The organism is Gracilimonas sp., assembly GCF_017641085.1.
In the GTDB taxonomy this organism is placed as follows: Bacteria; Bacteroidota; Rhodothermia; order Balneolales; family Balneolaceae; genus Gracilimonas.
Map to the genome: position 1 here is coordinate 655,064 of NZ_JAEPPI010000002.1, position 17,439 is coordinate 672,502.

General features: G+C 44.3%; 18 protein-coding genes. 7 read left to right on the forward strand and 11 right to left on the reverse strand.

What is annotated here, in order from left to right; all coding sequences use genetic code 11:
* Positions 1 to 35: 35 nt before the first annotated feature.
* Both JJ941_RS09905 and JJ941_RS09910 read right to left on the reverse strand, forming a co-directional pair.
* Positions 36 to 971, reverse strand: a complete 936-nt coding sequence (locus tag JJ941_RS09905; protein WP_290964521.1) for a response regulator — start codon at positions 969 to 971, stop codon at positions 36 to 38.
* Between the two features lie 60 nt (positions 972 to 1,031).
* Positions 1,032 to 1,994: a bifunctional oligoribonuclease/PAP phosphatase NrnA gene (locus tag JJ941_RS09910; RefSeq protein ID WP_290964524.1), complete on the reverse strand. Its 963-nt coding sequence runs from the start codon at positions 1,992 to 1,994 to the stop codon at positions 1,032 to 1,034.
* A gap of 85 nt (positions 1,995 to 2,079) precedes the next feature.
* Here JJ941_RS09910 and JJ941_RS09915 point away from each other — a divergent pair, with 85 nt between their 5' ends.
* Positions 2,080 to 2,694, forward strand: coding sequence for a thiamine diphosphokinase (locus JJ941_RS09915; protein WP_290964527.1), 615 nt, complete (start codon positions 2,080 to 2,082; stop codon positions 2,692 to 2,694).
* A gap of 69 nt (positions 2,695 to 2,763) precedes the next feature.
* On the opposite strand, the gene pnuC is transcribed toward JJ941_RS09915, so the two are convergent.
* Positions 2,764 to 3,396 carry a nicotinamide riboside transporter PnuC gene (gene pnuC / locus JJ941_RS09920; protein ID WP_290964530.1) on the reverse strand — a complete coding sequence of 211 codons (633 nt, stop codon included), beginning with the start codon at positions 3,394 to 3,396 and terminating at the stop codon, positions 2,764 to 2,766.
* A gap of 80 nt (positions 3,397 to 3,476) precedes the next feature.
* On the opposite strand from pnuC, the gene JJ941_RS09925 reads away from it, so the two are divergent.
* Complete coding sequence (locus tag JJ941_RS09925; RefSeq protein ID WP_290964533.1) at positions 3,477 to 3,923, forward strand: GIY-YIG nuclease family protein; 447 nt, start codon at positions 3,477 to 3,479, stop codon at positions 3,921 to 3,923.
* 167 nt (positions 3,924 to 4,090) lie between these two features.
* Here the strand turns inward: JJ941_RS09925 and JJ941_RS09930 are convergent, their stop codons facing one another.
* The 4 genes from JJ941_RS09930 to JJ941_RS09945 all read right to left on the reverse strand — a co-directional run bounded on the left by JJ941_RS09930 (position 4,091) and on the right by JJ941_RS09945 (position 7,002).
* Positions 4,091 to 4,378: a hypothetical protein gene (locus tag JJ941_RS09930; RefSeq protein ID WP_255133787.1), complete on the reverse strand. Its 288-nt coding sequence runs from the start codon at positions 4,376 to 4,378 to the stop codon at positions 4,091 to 4,093.
* 4 nt (positions 4,379 to 4,382) lie between these two features.
* Positions 4,383 to 4,805, reverse strand: coding sequence for a tRNA (adenosine(37)-N6)-threonylcarbamoyltransferase complex ATPase subunit type 1 TsaE (gene tsaE / locus JJ941_RS09935; protein WP_290964539.1), 423 nt, complete (start codon positions 4,803 to 4,805; stop codon positions 4,383 to 4,385).
* A gap of 1 nt (position 4,806) precedes the next feature.
* On the reverse strand, positions 4,807 to 6,348 hold the full coding sequence (locus JJ941_RS09940; RefSeq protein ID WP_290964542.1) for a response regulator: 1,542 nt from the start codon (positions 6,346 to 6,348) through the stop codon (positions 4,807 to 4,809).
* A 114-nt stretch (positions 6,349 to 6,462) separates the two neighbouring features.
* On the reverse strand, positions 6,463 to 7,002 hold the full coding sequence (locus JJ941_RS09945; RefSeq protein ID WP_290964544.1) for a helix-hairpin-helix domain-containing protein: 540 nt from the start codon (positions 7,000 to 7,002) through the stop codon (positions 6,463 to 6,465).
* A gap of 270 nt (positions 7,003 to 7,272) precedes the next feature.
* Here JJ941_RS09945 and JJ941_RS09950 point away from each other — a divergent pair, with 270 nt between their 5' ends.
* Entirely contained in the window at positions 7,273 to 8,064 is a 792-nt protein-coding gene (locus tag JJ941_RS09950; protein ID WP_290964546.1) for an alpha/beta hydrolase, read from the forward strand.
* Positions 8,065 to 8,330: 266 nt separating this feature from the next.
* A complete protein-coding gene (locus JJ941_RS09955) occupies positions 8,331 to 9,461 on the forward strand; it encodes an ATP-binding protein (protein ID WP_290964548.1) in 1,131 nt (376 codons plus the stop codon).
* Between the two features lie 59 nt (positions 9,462 to 9,520).
* Here JJ941_RS09955 and JJ941_RS09960 read toward each other — a convergent pair whose 3' ends face one another.
* Positions 9,521 to 10,420 carry an RNA pseudouridine synthase gene (locus JJ941_RS09960; protein ID WP_290964551.1) on the reverse strand — a complete coding sequence of 300 codons (900 nt, stop codon included), beginning with the start codon at positions 10,418 to 10,420 and terminating at the stop codon, positions 9,521 to 9,523.
* Positions 10,421 to 10,422: 2 nt separating this feature from the next.
* Complete coding sequence (locus tag JJ941_RS09965; RefSeq protein WP_290964553.1) at positions 10,423 to 11,382, reverse strand: rhodanese-related sulfurtransferase; 960 nt, start codon at positions 11,380 to 11,382, stop codon at positions 10,423 to 10,425.
* Positions 11,383 to 11,461: 79 nt separating this feature from the next.
* Here JJ941_RS09965 and JJ941_RS09970 point away from each other — a divergent pair, with 79 nt between their 5' ends.
* Complete coding sequence (locus tag JJ941_RS09970; protein WP_290964556.1) at positions 11,462 to 13,267, forward strand: T9SS type A sorting domain-containing protein; 1,806 nt, start codon at positions 11,462 to 11,464, stop codon at positions 13,265 to 13,267.
* Between the two features lie 2 nt (positions 13,268 to 13,269).
* Here the strand turns inward: JJ941_RS09970 and fahA are convergent, their stop codons facing one another.
* Positions 13,270 to 14,529, reverse strand: a complete 1,260-nt coding sequence (gene fahA, locus JJ941_RS09975) for a fumarylacetoacetase (RefSeq protein ID WP_290964558.1) — start codon at positions 14,527 to 14,529, stop codon at positions 13,270 to 13,272.
* 172 nt (positions 14,530 to 14,701) lie between these two features.
* On the opposite strand from fahA, the gene JJ941_RS09980 reads away from it, so the two are divergent.
* On the forward strand, positions 14,702 to 14,989 hold the full coding sequence (locus JJ941_RS09980) for an HU family DNA-binding protein (RefSeq protein WP_290964562.1): 288 nt from the start codon (positions 14,702 to 14,704) through the stop codon (positions 14,987 to 14,989).
* Positions 14,982 to 16,277, forward strand: coding sequence for an HU family DNA-binding protein (locus JJ941_RS09985; protein ID WP_290964564.1), 1,296 nt, complete (start codon positions 14,982 to 14,984; stop codon positions 16,275 to 16,277). Before JJ941_RS09980 ends, JJ941_RS09985 begins: the two co-directional genes overlap by 8 nt.
* 22 nt (positions 16,278 to 16,299) lie before the next feature.
* Here JJ941_RS09985 and hemW read toward each other — a convergent pair whose 3' ends face one another.
* Complete coding sequence (gene hemW, locus JJ941_RS09990) at positions 16,300 to 17,439, reverse strand: radical SAM family heme chaperone HemW (RefSeq protein WP_290964568.1); 1,140 nt, start codon at positions 17,437 to 17,439, stop codon at positions 16,300 to 16,302.

The following is a 17,439-nucleotide window of genomic DNA, read 5'->3' on the forward strand; positions in this document are numbered from 1 at the left end:
CTTCCATTGCCCGTATATCCGGTTTAAAAATCCGGTTACATATTTCTGAACAAGCGAAATAAAATGGTGCCAAGATGCATCATAAGTACAGAAGTCATTTTATACTCTTTGGATGTAAAAACCCTTTTTCGCTTCAGCACCACATAGCCAAATAACGGAACAGTAGGCGGAATTTTCATTTTATTCTTTATAAGCTGCTTTTCTGTGATGGCAAATAAAGGAATACCAATTTCAGCAGGAAGCCCTTCATCCTGAGAAGTTTCAATTAAGATTCCTCTCCCCGTGGTGTACACATTGTTAACCATATATGGCCTTTTCTTCTTAAGCAGTCGTTGAAAGGTCTCCTCTCGTTTAAGTTCACGAGGGCCATATCTTGGTGGGGGCTGAACGCCGTTAGCAAGCAGCATTTGAACCTTATCACCCTTAATCATCCAGAAGGAGAGATGATCGGTTTGCAGTTTCTGACCCAAAATTTTGCATAGCTTTTGCGTGGTATGAACAAAATCTCCAGATGATACTTCGAATAAAATACTTTTGGTGATGGCTTTCCGGTCAAGATCTAATTCAGGGGGTAAGTCCGGAATATCAACATTGGACACCATCTTGGCCCTGATCCGATTCTTCAGTTCTTCCGGCTTCTCATTAAAAAGGGATTTATCGATAAAATCGGCGGCTCCCAGCCCAAGTGCCATTTGCTCTTTTTCTACAGTAGGCAGGCTGGTCATGATGAGAACCGGGATGTTTTTACGGTCGGCATCTTCCATCAGGGCCTGCAGGAAATCGAGGCCCGACATCCCCGGCATATGGATATCAGTCAGGATGAAATGGACTTTCTTTTCGGCAAGCATATCAATGCCTTCCTGGGCGGTACCTGCCATCAGGATGTTATACTCATCACCCAGCATCTTATTAAGTATAAGATGAATGGGGGTATCGTCATCGATAATTAATAGGGTATAATCCTTATCCATGTTACTCTCTATTACTAACCGTTTAGGTCGCCATATAATAGCAAAAACTTAGAACTGGAACTATAATTGTTCTTTGCCGGCATTTATGACTTCATCAACTGCTGCTTGTAATGGACCGGAATGCCACGCACCCGCTGCTTTTTTATGTCCGCCACCATTAAATTTACGGGCCCATTTATTTACATCAATATCGCTTTGAGAACGCAGGCTCAGCTTCACCCGGTCTCCGTCTTCCCGGAATAATACACACGCTTTCACGCCTTCCACGCTCAGTGGGTATTGTACAAAGCCCTCGGTGTCTTCATTCGAAGTGCCGGTTTGCTCGAACATATCGCGGGTAATGGTGATGGTTGAAATTTTACCACCGGCATGAAGCTCAATAGTATCCAGGGCAAGGCTTAGCAGTTTCAGCTGTCGCAATGGACGTGAACTGTAAATCTTTTCTGTGATCTGATTTGGGGTGAAGCCGCCCCGATCCAGTAAGTCGGCCGCAGCATGGAGGGTTCCGGGTTTAACACTGTCAAACTGGAACGAGCCGGTATCGGTAACGAGACCGAGGTACATGGCTTTTGCTGCATGTTCATCAATTTGCTGAGGATCGTGTTCGGCATACAGCCTGTACACCAGTTCACAGGTTGAAGAAGCTTCCACTTCAGAAACAAACTCCTCGAAAATATCATCCGGGTCAGGGTGATGATCGATCATGTAAACCGGCTTGCTCAGTTCGGAAATCTTCTCAGCGGTTCCACCAAAACGATGAAGTGCATTTCCATCAACTACTATAAAGGCATCAAAGTCCGAAAGCTCAGCCTCTGTAGGTTTTGAAATGGGGAAAAAGTCGAGCAACCAGGCCATATTTTCCGGTATCGAATCTTCATTGAAAGCCGATGTTTCGATCCCGTTCTTTTGTAGCCATAAGCAAAGTGCTACTTGCGAGCCCAGACAGTCACCATCGGGGCGGACGTGAGAAAAAACAGCTACTTTTTGATGTTGTACTATTTTTGAAATAAAGTTTTTAAACATAAAATCTCCTTGGCGTCAAAAATAGGCGAACATTGCCACAAATCCATTTATTTTAAGGGGAAAATCTATCATCAAAGAAAATGGCATGCATGCAGTTATAGTCAGTAATGGTTTTCCCCCTTCCAAAGATTTACTTGAGGAAGAATTGAAATCTGCAGATTTGATCATCGGTGCGGATGGCGGGGGAAATACGCTGCTTTCCCACGGACTAACCCCCCATGTGGTTATCGGAGATATGGATAGTTTTGAAAAGCCCGGTTCGGTTGAGTTTGAAATTATTCATGATGTTGATCAGGAAACCAATGACCTGGAAAAGGCATTGTCTCTCGCACTTTATCGGGACGTGGAAACCTGCACAGTGCTGGGAGCCTTTGGCAGAAGAATGGATCATTCCCTGAAAAACCTGTCTGTTCTGAAACGGTTTGATCCTGCGTTTGGCCGGCTTGTTTTTAAGGATGAACGATTAATAGCTCAAATGGTCAATTCAAGCTTTTCGGCAGAACTGCCTGTTGGAAGTATTATCTCTTTATTTCCTCTTTCCGGGAAAGTAACCGGCATCACCACAAAAGGACTGAAGTACCCGTTGAATGATGAGATTCTGGAAAATGGAGAGCGGGACGGAACCTCTAATGAGAATGTGGAACCGGAATTCTCCATCGAGATTAAAAGCGGAGACCTGGTGGTTTTTATTGAAAATTAAAAATTCAGAATTAAAAATTTAAAATTAACCAATCCGACTTAATTTTAAATTTTTAAATACTGTCAGAATCTACACGGGTGATGGATCCTGCTTTTCCTGCTGCTCTTCCAGAGATTTCTTCCAGGCCAGGTACCCGGCGATAGCGAGTCCTGTAAAGACCAGAAACTGAAAGCTGGTTAATACCAATTCCTTGTAAAAATAGAGGGGGATGGAAATCAGGTCCGTTATAATCCATGCGATCCAGCTTTCAAGCTTTTTACGTGCCATCAACCACATGCCGGCAATAGCAAAGCAGGTGGTGGTCGAATCCCAAAAGGCTACATCGCTGTCGGTAAAATTTGAGAGCACGAAATACAGTATCCCAAAAGAGCTAAGCAGAATTCCAATGGTAATCAGGTTTTCTTTTGCACTGTTGATAGTAACCCGCACCTGATCCCGGCTGTCGTCTTTGGGGTGAATCCAATAGTACCAGCCGTATACACTCATTATAAAATAATAGAAATTCACCCCCATGTCGGCATACAGCTTGTACTGAAAAGCGAGATATACATAAATTAACACGCTGATGATACCGGTGGGATACACCCAGATATTTTCCTTCATAGAAAACCAGACGCTCATAAGTCCGGTTGTTACGGCGATCCATTCAAGTGCGGTGGTTTGAATGATCCCGTTTATAATGCCGTCGATGATGTATTCCATAGGGTGCTTTTCTGATGAGCGGCAAAAATAGAAAAATTCTGTAAGGAATATGGGCTTCAGTGCTCTTACCTAAAAACTGAATGATTGAAGTCATCTTGAGGGTACTCCCGAAAGATCTTCACAAGCAAGTACAGGTATCTACTTTAGAATATATCTGTGAAGATTCTTCGCTATCACTCAGAATGACTTTAATCACTATTGATATGGATAATGCAACTTACATTGTAACTAACCCTGCAAGAAAAGTGCTGTACACTGGAGTCACAAGTAACCTTCCGCGGAGAATTGTTGAGCATTACCTGAACCGCGGAAATAAGAAGTCCTATGCGGGTCGGTACTTTTGTTATTGTCTGATTTGGTATGATGTTTTCCCTACCATGTACGAAGCGATTGAAGCAGAAAAAAGATTGAAGGGGAAGACGAGGGCATGGAAGGAGCAATTAATAGCAGAGACAAACCCGGAATGGAAATTTTTGAATAAAGAAGTACTTGGAGAATGGCCGCCAAGAAAAACACTGCCCTCTTGAACTTGTAACGAAAGAGATGTGTGCCGTGTCATCCAAATAAATGCCAATCAGAAGTCATCTTGAGGGTACCCCCGAAAGATCTTCACAAGCAAGAGCAGGCAGTTGGTTTTAATTAAGCTTGTAAAGATTCTTCGTTATCACTCAGAATGACCATTATAAATGTCAGGCTATCGCCCCTTTAATACGCCTGAAAGATTTAGCTTGTGAATGGGAATGAGATACGTGGAAAGCATTTCGTCTTTATGGATGCCCAGTTCACCGGTTCCGCGGAAGTCAACCATACACACTTTTTCGGCAGTTTGTACCACTTCACCAATACCGTAATATTCCGGGCTGGGGCCGTAGTACACCAAGTCGCCCGTGCGGAGCGTGTTCTTTGCCCGGCGGTGATAGGGAAGGATCACAGGGAGTAGATCAAGTCGGTAAGAAAGTCTTCGTTTTTTTGAACTTCCCATCAGTTTACTGCTTCTGATGAATAATGATTTTGCGTTTATTTTCAGGGAGATGCGACATCTCAACCCAAATGGCGTCTTCAGGAATCAGCCCGTCTATTTTTTCAGGCCATTCAACCAGGCAAACGCCATCGCCATAAAAGTATTCTTCGGCTCCGATTTCCAGAGCTTCCTGTTCGTGTTTCAACCGGTAACAGTCGAAATGATAAACGGGAGTATCACCGGAATATTCATGAATTAAAGTATAGGTAGGAGAGCTGACTTTTTCAGGTTCAATTCCAAAAAAAGAAGCTACTCCTTTTACAAAATGGGTTTTCCCGGCGCCTAAGTCTCCGGCCAGGCAAACTACATCTCCGGGTGTCAATTGCTTACCAAACTCGAAACCAATGCGAATGGTTTCATCAACCGATGAACTTTGGAACTGCTGCACGTTACTTGGGAGTTAAAGTGGCTACGGGTAATATCATCTCTTCCATTGAAGCCCCTCCATGCTGGAAGGTGTCCCGGTACCGGTTCTGATATTTGTGATAGTTGGTTGGATACACAAAGTAATAATCCTCCCGGGCGATGATGTAATTATTCACAGCTCCTACTTTTGGCAGGCGGTATTGTTCCGGGTCATCCATAAAAACAACTGCATCGGATTCATCGGCCTTAAGATTTCGGCCATATTTATACCGAAGATTGGTGGCGGTGTCTTTATCGCCATACACTTTTGTGTCACGCAACGCACGAACCGAGCCGTGGTCGGTAGTAATGATCAGGGTGACATTCTCTTTGGCCAATCCTTTAAACATCTGCAGTAATGAGGAATGCTGAAACCACGCCTCTGTTACCGAGCGAAAAGCCGATACATCGGGGGCTAATTCCTTAATCACGTCGGAGTCGGACCGGGAGTGAACCAGTGTATCCACAAAATTAAAAACAAAAGCAGCCAGTTTGGACTGTGCGTAGCTTCCAATTTTATCGGCCACTTTCCGTCCGGCTTCGGCATTCAGAATTTTTTCATACTTAAATTTGATGTCGATGCCATCACGCTCCAGTTGTTTGCGTAACAGTTCTTCTTCATGCCGGTTCAGGGAAGATTCATCCTGCCCCTGTTGCCATAATTCCGGATACATGCGTTCTATATCGGAAGGGTACAATCCAGAGAAAATGGCATTTCGGGAATACGGGGTGGCTGTAGGTAAAATGGAGTAGTAGAAATCGGTATCAATGGAAAAATAGTTAGAGAGGAAAGGCTCGAATACCAGCCATTGGTCGTACCGCATGCAGTCGATCAGGAAAAACATCACTTTCTCGTCTTTCTCCAGATGCGGATTCACATACTTTTTAAAAATCTCCTGCGAAAGCAACGGCCGCCCCTCATCTTTTTTTACCCAGTCTTTGTACTCCTGGTTTACAAACTTGCCGAATTCCTTGTTGGCCTGCTGAAACTGATCATCCAGAACCTGAATGAGCCCTTCGTCACCGGAGCCTAAATCAATCTGCCAGTTGGTAAGTTCTTTGTAGATGTCAATCCATTCTTTCCAGTGAGTGCCGGGGTGAATGCGTGATGAGAGCTCGTTGAACTGCTTCAGGTAGGTTTGAGCCGATTTTTCGGATTGTATGCGGCTCCGTTCAAGCAATCGTTTTGTAGTGAGTAAAATCTGGTTTGGGTTCACCGGCTTGATGAGGTAATCAGAGATCTTGCCGCCAATGGCGTCTTCCATGATCGATTCTTCCTCACTCTTTGTGATCATCACCACGGGAAGAGAGGGCTGAATGGATTTGATTTTCTCGAGGGTTTCGATACCGCCCATTCCCGGCATTTGCTCATCCAGGTAAACGATATCGAATGGCTCGGAGGAAATCATGCTCACTGCATCATCTCCGTTGGCAACCGGAGTGATTTCGAATCCCTTTTTCTCTAAAAATATGATATGTGATTGCAGCTGATCGATCTCATCATCTGCCCAAAGTATTTTTGGCATGAAATAGTCTTCCTTTAGTTTTGCCACGAAATCTCAAAAACACGAAATGCATTAAATTCGCGCACTTCGTTCTTTATCTATTGTACGTTCGTGTTCTAGTGGCGTTAATAATATTCAATCTATAAGTTTTATGTATGGGCGGATATTTTCCAGCCGCTTTTCACCGATGCCCTTTACATTAAGCAGTTCCTCTATGGAATCAAAACCGCCATTGGCTTCTCTATATTCAATAATTCGGCCGGCATATGCTTCTCCGATACCGTTCAGGGTTTGAAGTTCAGCGCTCGTTGCGGTATTCAGGTTAATGATTTTAAGGGATGCCGGTTCATCCTGTTTAGGAACCTTTTCCATTTTTTTTACCGTCTGCTCCACCTCTTCTGAAGCTGGAGTTTCACTAACTGTCAGCTGTGGATTATATTTTTGATCCAGCTCTTTTTGTTCCTGTCGAAGTTCTTCACTTCGCTTTTCAAACTCAGCAATAAGAGCATCATATTTTTCCTGGCTGTAGTTGAACGTTTTGGTAAGGAAAAAATTCACCGTAAAGAGTACGGCTAAAAGCACAAGCAGAACAGAAATGGAAATCCGCTCACTTCTTGAAATCTGGAGTCGTTCTATCCAGAAGAATGCTTTGCGTTTTAGGTCGTTAAATTTCATGTACTAATATGGCTGAGGCAGGACAAAAACTCAATAGAAATATTCAGAATAACCCCCGTAGAGCGGACAGGCTGTCCGTTCTACGGGGTTAAAAAACAAAATAGCGCAAGCGTCCGCTTGTGCGGTTGGTAATCCAAACCTGTATATAAAAGTCCAAGCGGACGCTTGAACTATTCATAATTCAGAAATTCATTCTGAATAAGGTTAGCACATCTAATTCTTCCCTTGTTTCCAAAGACAAGAAGTGGGAAGTTTGGAAAAATTTATTTCATGAGCGAACAGAACATATTTACCTATCAGCATCAAAAAATTGTCTTTGAAAAAGTGGGCGAGGGAAAGCCGCTGGTAATTCTTCACGGTTGGGGAAGCAGTAAGCGCGTGATGATGCCGGTTGCCCGAAACCTGGCACACCTTCGAACAAGTTATGTATTGGATTTACCTGGTTTCGGTGATTCTCCCGAACCATCCCGGGCCTGGAGTATTGATGACTACGCTGACGCCGTTGAGGAATTCATAGCGTCCCTTGGTGAAGAAAAAGTGGACGTTCTGGTTCATTCTTTTGGAGGGCGAGTTATTCTTAAGCTTTGTGCCCGAGACTTTGGTAAAGCTCACATCGATAAAGTACTGATAACGGGCGGTGCCGGAATGAAGCCCAAGCGCTCGGTGAAATTTTACGTCAGAAAGTACACCGCTAAAATTCTGAAAGCACCGTTTATGATTTTACCCGGTTCACTTCGTGAAAAAGCTCTGGGCTGGTTACGGTCAACATCACTGTGGAAGAGCCTGGGATCCAGCGATTACAGTAAACTTTCCGGAGTTATGAGGGAGACTTTCGTGAAATCGGTGACGGAATACCTAGAATCTTCGTTACCACAAATTCCGCATGAAGTGTTATTGCTATGGGGCAGAAATGATGATGCCACTCCGGTTTACCAGGGAGAGAGAATCGAGAAAGGAATTAAAAATGCAGCACTGGTAATTATCGAAGATGCCGGGCATTATGCCTTTCTGGATAAGCCGAAACAATTTGCGAGAATTGCAGAGGCCTTTTTTAAAGGCTAAGGTATTCCGGCTTTTGCCGTCTTAAATATACCTCGTGCCTGATGATCGGCATTGGTTCGTAAAAGTGGATAGCACTGAATCCTCCTGCTTCCAATACTGAGTGTAAGAGTCGGACTGCTCAAGCATTCAATTATAATAAAGTATCTTCTATTCCCGAATAGTTATAACTAAAGCGTATTATGATCCTGTATAGTTATAACTAAAATGGATTGTATTCCTGAATAGTTATATATTTGGTATAAATTATATCGTGAAAGGTTAAGCTAATGATTGAAAGACAGTTACAACAGTTGGTAAAAGAAAGATTATTCAGCGGTAAGGCTGTTGTTTTGACTGGGCCAAGGCAAGTGGGGAAAACGACACTAATACACACCATTCTGGAAGATAAAGAATACACTGTCCGCTTTTTGGATGGAGACGATCCAACGGTGCGGAGATTACTGGACGAGCCTAACACTGAACAAATAAAACAATTAATCGGTGATGCAGAAATTGTATTTATCGATGAAGCTCAGCGGATGGGAACGATCGGTCTAACGGCGAAAATAATTACCGATCAGTTCCCAGAAAAACAGCTCATTTTGAGTGGCTCATCAGCATTTGAATTAAATAGCAGTATTCAGGAACCTTTGACGGGAAGAAAATGGTCATTCAACTTGTTTCCAATAAGTTGGAAAGAATGGCAGGATCATGTTGGGTATTTGAAATCAGAGCAGGATTTAGAGAACAGATTGGTTTTCGGTTTCTATCCAGATGTATTGAATAATTCTGACCATCAATCGGAGGTGCTGGATGAATTGGTTGAAAGCTATCTGTATAAAGACATATTGAACTATGCCGGGATCCGAAAGCCAGAAGTGATTCAGAAGGTAGTGCAGGCAATTTCATATCAGGTTGGGCAGGAAGTGGTTTATAAAGAAGTAGGGGATTTAGTAGGGTTAGATCCCAAAACGGTAGCAAGCTATATTGATATTTTAGAAAAAGCCTATGTCGTTATTAGGTTGCCAGCATATAGCCGGAATCTTCGAAATGAGATCAAGAAAAATCAGAAAATCTATTTCTACGATAATGGGGTTCGAAATGCGGTGATTCATGATTACGGAGTTTTTGCCACCCGAACTGATAAAGGAGCACTTTGGGAGAATTTTTTAATAAGTGAACGCCTCAAGCAACTGCGATATGCCAAAAATAAGTCGGACATGTATTTCTGGAGAACAAAACAGCATCAGGAAGTTGACTATGTTGAAGTATCGGGAAAGGTCATTTCGGGTTTTGAATTCAAATGGAATCCAAAAAGAAGTATTCGATTTCCAAAAACGTTCACCAAAAATTATTCGGAAGACGTGAAAGGAATTAATCGGGATAACTTTAGGGAATTTGTTTTACCTGATTTTTGAAACGTTCTATTTGAGCAACAGCGAACAACCGTGTTCAAATCTGAATAGTATCTTAATTACTATTTTGACCATCCCACAGGAAATTCCAACTCTCGCTTCACTCCAAGTTCTTCAATTTCCAACCCGGCATTTAGTAAGCTGATTCCGGCCTTTTGAGCTCGTTTACTGCTCTTGTCACCATTAAGACCATAGATCGGATCATCAATAATGGGATGTCCCCATTGCTCCAGGTGCAGCCTGATTTGGTGAGTCCGGCCGGTTTTTGGCATGCATTTTACGATGGCTGAATCCTGGTTGCACTTAAAAACTTCAAAATGGGTGATGGCTTCTTTGGCATGCTTCAACCCTAATTCACTTTCAAACACGAATCCTGTTTTTCGCCGTACCGGAGTATCGATGGTTATGGCATTTTCTTCAGGATTCCCTGAAACCAGCGCGTAATAGGTTTTTTGAACTTTGGATTCACTGAAGCAGATCATCGCTTGTTGAGCGAAGGATTTATTGCGGGCGAACAATACGAGTCCTGAGGTGACGGCATCCAGCCGGTGGACAATGCGCAGGTTTTTGAAACCTTTTTCTTCAAGGATGGTGGTCAGCGAATTTTTGTTGTACCGCCCGCCGGGATGCATGGGTAATGGAGCCGGTTTGTAAACGATGAGGTAGTCATCGGCCTGCTCCAGAACTTGTACTTCATCAGGGACTGAAGGTTCAATCACGTGCGGGTTATGATGATAAACCTCATCGTGCCGGGAAAGGATGTGCTTTGCCTCAGCTGCCTCTCCATTCACTCCCACATGACCCTTATTGATTTTTGTCTTCCAGACATTTACCCCATGAAAGGGAAAACGGGATAGCATTAAATCCAGCAAAGATTTCCCCTCAAATTCCGACTTTACCTTAAAGCGGTAGGTAATAGGGTAAGGCGGAACGATACGAACCGGACGAAACAATGCAGCCATAATTATTTATCAGCAGCGCTTACTTCTCGTTCCTTGAAATCATCTCCAAAGTAATTGTACCATTTTCTGAATGGTTTGAACGCATTTTCAGGATCGAAAGGGCGCTTATATTCACTTTGGCGGCATTCCTCACTGCAGCATCCTTCCATTTTCCGGGCCCCTTCTTCCGAGCAAACGAACAGTTTATTGCACTCCATGTTTGCACAGTTGATATAGGTATCTGCGGGTTTTCCGGTAATTTCACAACGGGCAATGGGTTCCAGGTCGTTGGGGTTTACGGGAACTACCAGTCGGTCGTCAAAGACAAAGCATTTGCCTTCAAAGTGCTTCCCTTCCTCTTCTTTGGCATATTTGAGAATTCCGCCGTGAAGCTGATTTACATCATCCCATCCCTCTTCCTTCATCAGTACGGAGAATTTCTCACAACGAATACCCCCGGTGCAGTACATCAAAACTTTTTTGTCTTTAGGGATATTGGCTTTTTCCAGCCATTTTGGAAAATCGTAGAAATTGTCAACGTCAGGTGTAAGGGCGCCTTTAAAGTGCCCGATTTTGGATTCGTAATTATTACGAACGTCGATCATTACGTAGTCTTCCTGAGACTCCATCACTTTACGCCATTCGGCCGGGTCCAGATAGTTGCCTCCGTTTTCGGGGTTTACATCATCTACATGAAGGGCAACAATTTCATCCCTCGTTTTACAGATAAGCTTGGCAAATGGGATGTAATCACTTTCTTCCTGCTTAAACTCAGTGTCTTCAAAACCGGGTAGCGACCACAGGTAGTTCTTGTATTCTTCAATCTGTTTTTCGGTGCCGGCTGCCGTTCCGTTTATTCCCTCTTCCGAAATATAAATCCGCCCTTTCAGTTCAATTTCCTTGCAAAACTTCTTGTGGGCTTTACAAAAACGATCGGGATCTTCAATCGGCTCAAAATTATAATAAAGTATTACTTGGTACATTTTTTCTCTTAAATTGTAAGAACTGTAGATTTACTGCGTTCAACATTTGCGAACCCTAAAGTTAAGCAAAATCCAAACAATGCATAAGTATCGGGATCAAATTAAAAAGGGAGTAGTTGTTACTATTCTGGCCTTGTTGAGTATGCCTTCTGCATTGTTAGGACAAACGAGGACTGACTCGCCCCGTCATCTTCTGGAAATCCAGCGGTCTTTTTCGGAAGGGGAAATGGATGTTGAAACTGCTGCTTTGGAACAGTTCAGGGTGCTATATGAATTGCCGGGAATCTCACCCCACAAATGTGCCACCCCGGCCGAGATGTTTCTTCATGCCCACCGGGATCGAATTTCTCCGAATGCATTGGCAAAGATCGAATCCATACGGTCGGATAATTCATCCTCCAAAAAGAAACAAGCGCTTCAAACTTATATATCGCCATCCGGGAAGTTTGAGATTGTGTATGTAACCAGTGGAGCCGACTCGGTTTCAGTGGAGGATAATGATGGAAATGGCGTGCCCGATTATGTGGATTTAGTAGCCGAATCAGCAGATTCTTCGTACCGGCACGAGGTCATCAATCTTGGCTTTAAAGATCCCATTCCCAACGGTACCACTTATACCATAGAACTGGAAGACCTTTCTTACTATGGGGAAACCATTTTTCAGGGAGGCTCAGGCCCGGAAACCTATATAGTGATGGAAAATGATTTTGTGAATTTTCCACCTAATACTCATCCGCAGGGAGATCAGGTTGGAGCGGTTTATGCAACGGTTGCCCATGAACTGAAGCATGCCATTCAGTTTGCTCAAAATGAATGGGCCTCTCCATCCGGGGCGTTTGATTGGGCTGAAATGGATGCCACCCTTTTTGAAGAAGTGGTGTACGACGACGTGAACGATTACTATAACTACATCAAAAATGGACTGAACTCTTCAGATCCTTATTCCGCCTCTATCTTTTTTGCTCCTGAAGACGGCACACCCGGCGCGTATTGGCATGTAAGCTGGATGATTTTTTACAGTGAATATTTCGGGGATGAATTGTGGAGTGATGTCTGGCAAATGATAGAAGGGCAGAATAACCTAAGCATTGACGAAGCGTTGGTTGATCTGTTGCCGGGTCGCGGAGAAGACTTTGAAACTTCTTTTGTAAGAAATCATCTTTGGCATTTTGCCTCGGGTTCGCGTGGGGGGCAGGATAATTACGGTTTTGGGGAGAAGTTGCAGTATCCCAATGCTAATCTTGAAGCCAAGTTTAATTCAGTACCTGAGGAAGCATTGGAAGTAAACTTTATAAGGCCCCTTGCCGCCCGTTATTTTGAAATTGAACCATCAGCCGGTGATGATGGCTTTATTGAAGTAGCCGTGGACTTCGACAGCACCCAGGTGGGATTAGGCGTTTTGCTATATATGAACAATGGCGGGATGACGGAGCTTATCGCAACCGGAGAAAATAAATCTCAGGTATATGTACCCTCGGAAGTAACCTGGCAGGAAGTGGAAAAAGTTGGGGTGGTGATAGCGAACTACAGCAACAGCGGCTCAACAAGAGAAATTCAATTACTGATTGGCAAAGAAGGCAATACTATCACGATTCGTGATCCTGAATATGCGGATTTACCCAAGTCGGTGAAAATTTATCAGAACTATCCCAACCCCTTCAACCCGGAAACCAATATCAATTTTGATCTCCCTCGCTCTGCTTTTGTGGAACTGACAGTGTATGATATCACGGGAAGAAAAGTGCAGACGCTTACGGCTCAGGATTACCGGTTGGGCTCTTATTCCATCCCCTTTAACGCACAAAGACTAAGTTCAGGGGTGTACTTTTACCGCCTGAAAATTAACGATGAAGTTTACACCAAAAAGATGACCTTGCTGAAATAGCCTTATTTGGTAGCAGGTAAAATCTTGCCGGTTACTTCCCCAAAACCCACTTTGAAGCCTTTACCCTGAGCAAAACCGCTCATGATTACTTCATCCCCGTCTTCCAGAAAAGACCGCTCTTCACCGGAAGGTAATGTAAGAGGATGCGTGCCGTTCCGGGTCAATTCAAGCATACTTCCGTAAGATTCGTTTTCAGGTCCGCTGATGGTGCCGGAGGCGTATAAATCTCCGGGTTTCACATTACATCCCGAAACGGTTTGGTGGGCCAGCTGCTGAGCCATAGTCCAGTATAAATGCTTAAAGTTAGTGGAGCAGATTCGATGGGGTTTACTTTGGTTTTCGGTTTTCAGAAGCACATCGAGCTGAATGTCGAAAGTAGTGCGGCTGGGTTGATTCAGGTAATCAAGAGGTTTAGGATCTTGCTGCGGGCATACAGTGCGGAAGGGTTCCAGAGCTTCCATCGTTACAATCCAAGGTGAGACGGAAGTGGCCCAGCTTTTAGCAAGAAAGGGCCCCAAAGGCTGATATTCCCATTTCTGTATATCACGGGCGCTCCAGTCGTTCACCATAACCAAGCCGAGAATATGATCTTCCGCTTCTTGCACCGTAATATTATGGCCCAGCTTATTTCCAGGTCCGGTTAAAAATCCCATTTCGAGTTCAAAGTCCAGCTTTTGTGAAGGGCCAAATATCGGCTGACCGGTAATATCAGGTTTTGTTTGTCCTTTGGGGCGATGGATATCTGTACCGCTAAGAACAATAGAGCTTGCGCGCCCGTGGTAACCAACCGGGAGGTGTTTCCAGTTTGGTAATAGAGCGTTATCCGGGTCGCGAAACATGGACCCAACGTTACGGGCGTGTTGTTCAGAGGAGTAAAAGTCGGTGTAATCCCCAATCTGCACCGGCATCACCAGGCGAACATCGTCTCTTTTTTTGAATACGCGTTGGCGAAGAAGGGCATCATCCCTGAGGGTTTCGTTGTTGGCAGACAACAGAGATTGGAGGGTTTCCCTGGCTTCTGTCCATGCTGATTTTCCCAGGCTCATAAAGTAATTGAGGGTAGAGTCCTGAAAAGCGTACTGGTTATTCAGTACGGGCCCGTCGAATAAGCCTTCTTCATCCAGTGCAAACAAATCAATGATATACTCACCAACTGCTGAGCAAAGGTGGATTTCACCCTCTTCGGTTTCATACGCTCCATAAGGGAGGTTTTGTATGGGGAAATGGGAATCGGCATCTACTTCGATAAAGGATTTGAGCATAACGGTTGTCCGGTTTTCAGGCACTTTGATGATAGCGGATGATAAGCATCCTCAGGTAACAGTGAAATCGTTAACCCACATTGATTTACTAAAATCTGCTGAAAATTGCTTATTTCATTGTTTTAGCATTTATTCATGGATACTTGGTTTTCAAATTTAGTACATACTCATTATGACAAAGTCGGAGGTACTCAAACAATTAGCGGAAGAGCTTGAGCTCACGCAGACTGAGACGGAAGATCTGTATGATTCTTTTGTGGAAGGCCTGACCATGCTTCTTTCCAACGGCAAAGGGTTTACCCTTCCCGGTTTAGGCAGTTTTAAGTCGGAAGTGAGGGAAGAGCATAAGTCGTACAACCCTCATTATGAGCAAATGATGCTTATCCCCAAAAAAAGAGTGGTGCACTACAGCCAAAGCAGCACACTGCGCGATCAAATAAATGAGGGTGAAAATGAGTAACAAAGTTACATATGGCGAGATTATTGAAGCCTTATCGAGGAAAACGGGCTTCAGCAAACAGAAAAGTGAGGCCTTTGCAAAAGCGCTGATCTCCAGGGTAAAGCAGGAGCTGGAAGAAACTGGTAAAGCCTCTATTACCAATTTCGGAAGCTTTAAAGTTAAGGAAGTTGCTGAAAGGCAGGGGCAAAATCCCCAAACCGGAGAGCCGATTACCATTCCGGCACATAAACGGGTTTCGTTCACACCTTACAAAGCACTCAAGGAAGATGTGAATGCCAAGTTTGCCCATTTGGAAACCGAATTGCTTGGGGAGAAAGCGGAAGAAAAAGACGAAGAATCCGCTGAGCCGATAACTTCTGCCGAAGAAAAAAAGGAGCAGGAACCGGAAGAGCAATTAAAAGAAACGATTTTTCAGTTTGACGATGAGCCCAAAGATGATTCGGAACCTGAAGACGACGAATTAGAAGAAGAGAAGGCAGAAGAAACTTCTGAGGAAGAGCCGGTTGAGGAAGATACACGCGACGAGGATCCCTTTGCTTTTGATGTGCAGGAACCAGAAGAAGCTGAACTGGATCCGGAGCCTGAACCTGAACCTGAACCTGAACCTGAACCTGAACCTGAATTAGAAACTCCTGCGGATAAACCTTTCGTAAGAGAAGGAAAGAAAGAGGGTAATAACTTAGCTTTGATTATGATATTGGCAGCGTTGCTGGCGGTAGCACTTGTATCGGTTTGGTGGTTCTTTTTGCGTACCGAGCCTACCAATATGCCCGCACAACAGGCTAAGGTTGAACAGCCCCGAGTACAACAGACACCCAATAATCAGTCTTCAGAAAGCGCAGAAAGTAATGAGACCGCTCAGGAAACTAACGAATCTGAAAAACTGCAAAACCCCGTGCAGAGTGAAACACAAACGGCTGCTTCTTCCGGGACCGTGAAAGAAAAGACTTCGGCTCCAACAGGTAAAACAGGTACTTCTACCTACACGGTAAAGAAAGACGAATGGTATTGGGTGATCGGAAAGAAAGTGTATGGAAAATCACAGTTCTGGCCGCTTATTTATCAGGCGAATTTCACAATGGATACTCACCCTGATTCGCTGGAGGATAATACCTCCTTACAGGTTCCCGCTCTGGAAGGAACGGCAGCCAACCCAAGCAAAGCCGATTACCGCCGGCTGGCGGAAGCTTCGCAAATGGTATCGGATGCGTATAAAAAGTTCGGCTTGAACGAGAAGGCCGGGGAGTATGCACGCTTCGCAAAAAAGTGGCAAGGCCTGGGGAGCTGATCTTCAGGTAAGGTAATCGGGTTTATGTCATCGTTATCAGATCAAGTAAAATGGAGTCAGCGATTTTGAGTCCATCCTTTGTCAGGTGAATTCGACCTCCGGTTTTGGCCTTCCCGCTTTCTTCCAGCTTTTCAAGGTAATGTAACTGCCGGTCATTGAACTCAAAGTGGTAGGTGCTTTTCAGTTCGTTCTTCTCAAGTCCCATTTTGGTCCTGAGTCCCAGCATCAGTCGCTCTTCGGCTAAGTCTGCCAGGTTTAACTCTTCGCGTTCCGATTGTTCTTTCCAGTCTCCGTTAAGGTAGGCGTTCAGGTTGCTGCGGTTATTCCAGCGGATTGCTGATATGTGATCTTCATTCCACCAAAACGAATGTGCTCCGGGTCCAAGTCCCAGGTAATTTTCATGGCTCCAGTAGTTGGAATTGTGAACCGCTTCGCTGCCCGGTTTAGCATAGTTGCTCACTTCATATTGTTGAATACCAGCTGCTGCAAGTTTATCAACAACCAGATCAAAATGGTCGGAAACGGTATCGTCTTCAGGGGGAGTGATGCGCCCCAGCTTAACCTGTTTTCCCAGTCGGGTATGAGGTTCTATTGTTAGTGAATAAGCCGAAATATGAGGGGGATTAAACTCAAGAATGGTATCCAGATCCTGTTCCAATATGTCCAAAGATTGTCCGGGATTACCATAGATTACATCAACCGTAAAAACCTTGAATTCAGAAGCTTCCAGTATCTCCAAGCACTTCAGCGCTTCTTCGGAAGTGTGCGCACGGTTCATGAACTTCAGCAGCTCCGGGTTGAATGACTGAACACCCATGCTTGCGCGGTTAATTCCGGCAGACCTCAATCCCGCCAAATACTCCCGGCTCACATCATCGGGATTCATTTCCAGGGTGATTTCTTTAAGGTCGGTGTCAAAAACATCCCGGATGGAATCGAGAATAGCATTCACCTGCTCAGCTGTTAAAAGAGATGGAGTACCGCCACCAAAGTAGATGGATCGTACGGGTTCTTCGGTAAACACCGAATCCTTTTTAGCGTGAATTTCCCGGATAAGTTCATCCACAAAATCCTGCTTATGCTGCTGCCGGGTTACGAAATAAAAATCGCAGTACGAGCAGGCCTGTTTACAAAAGGGAATGTGGATATAAAGGCCGCTCAT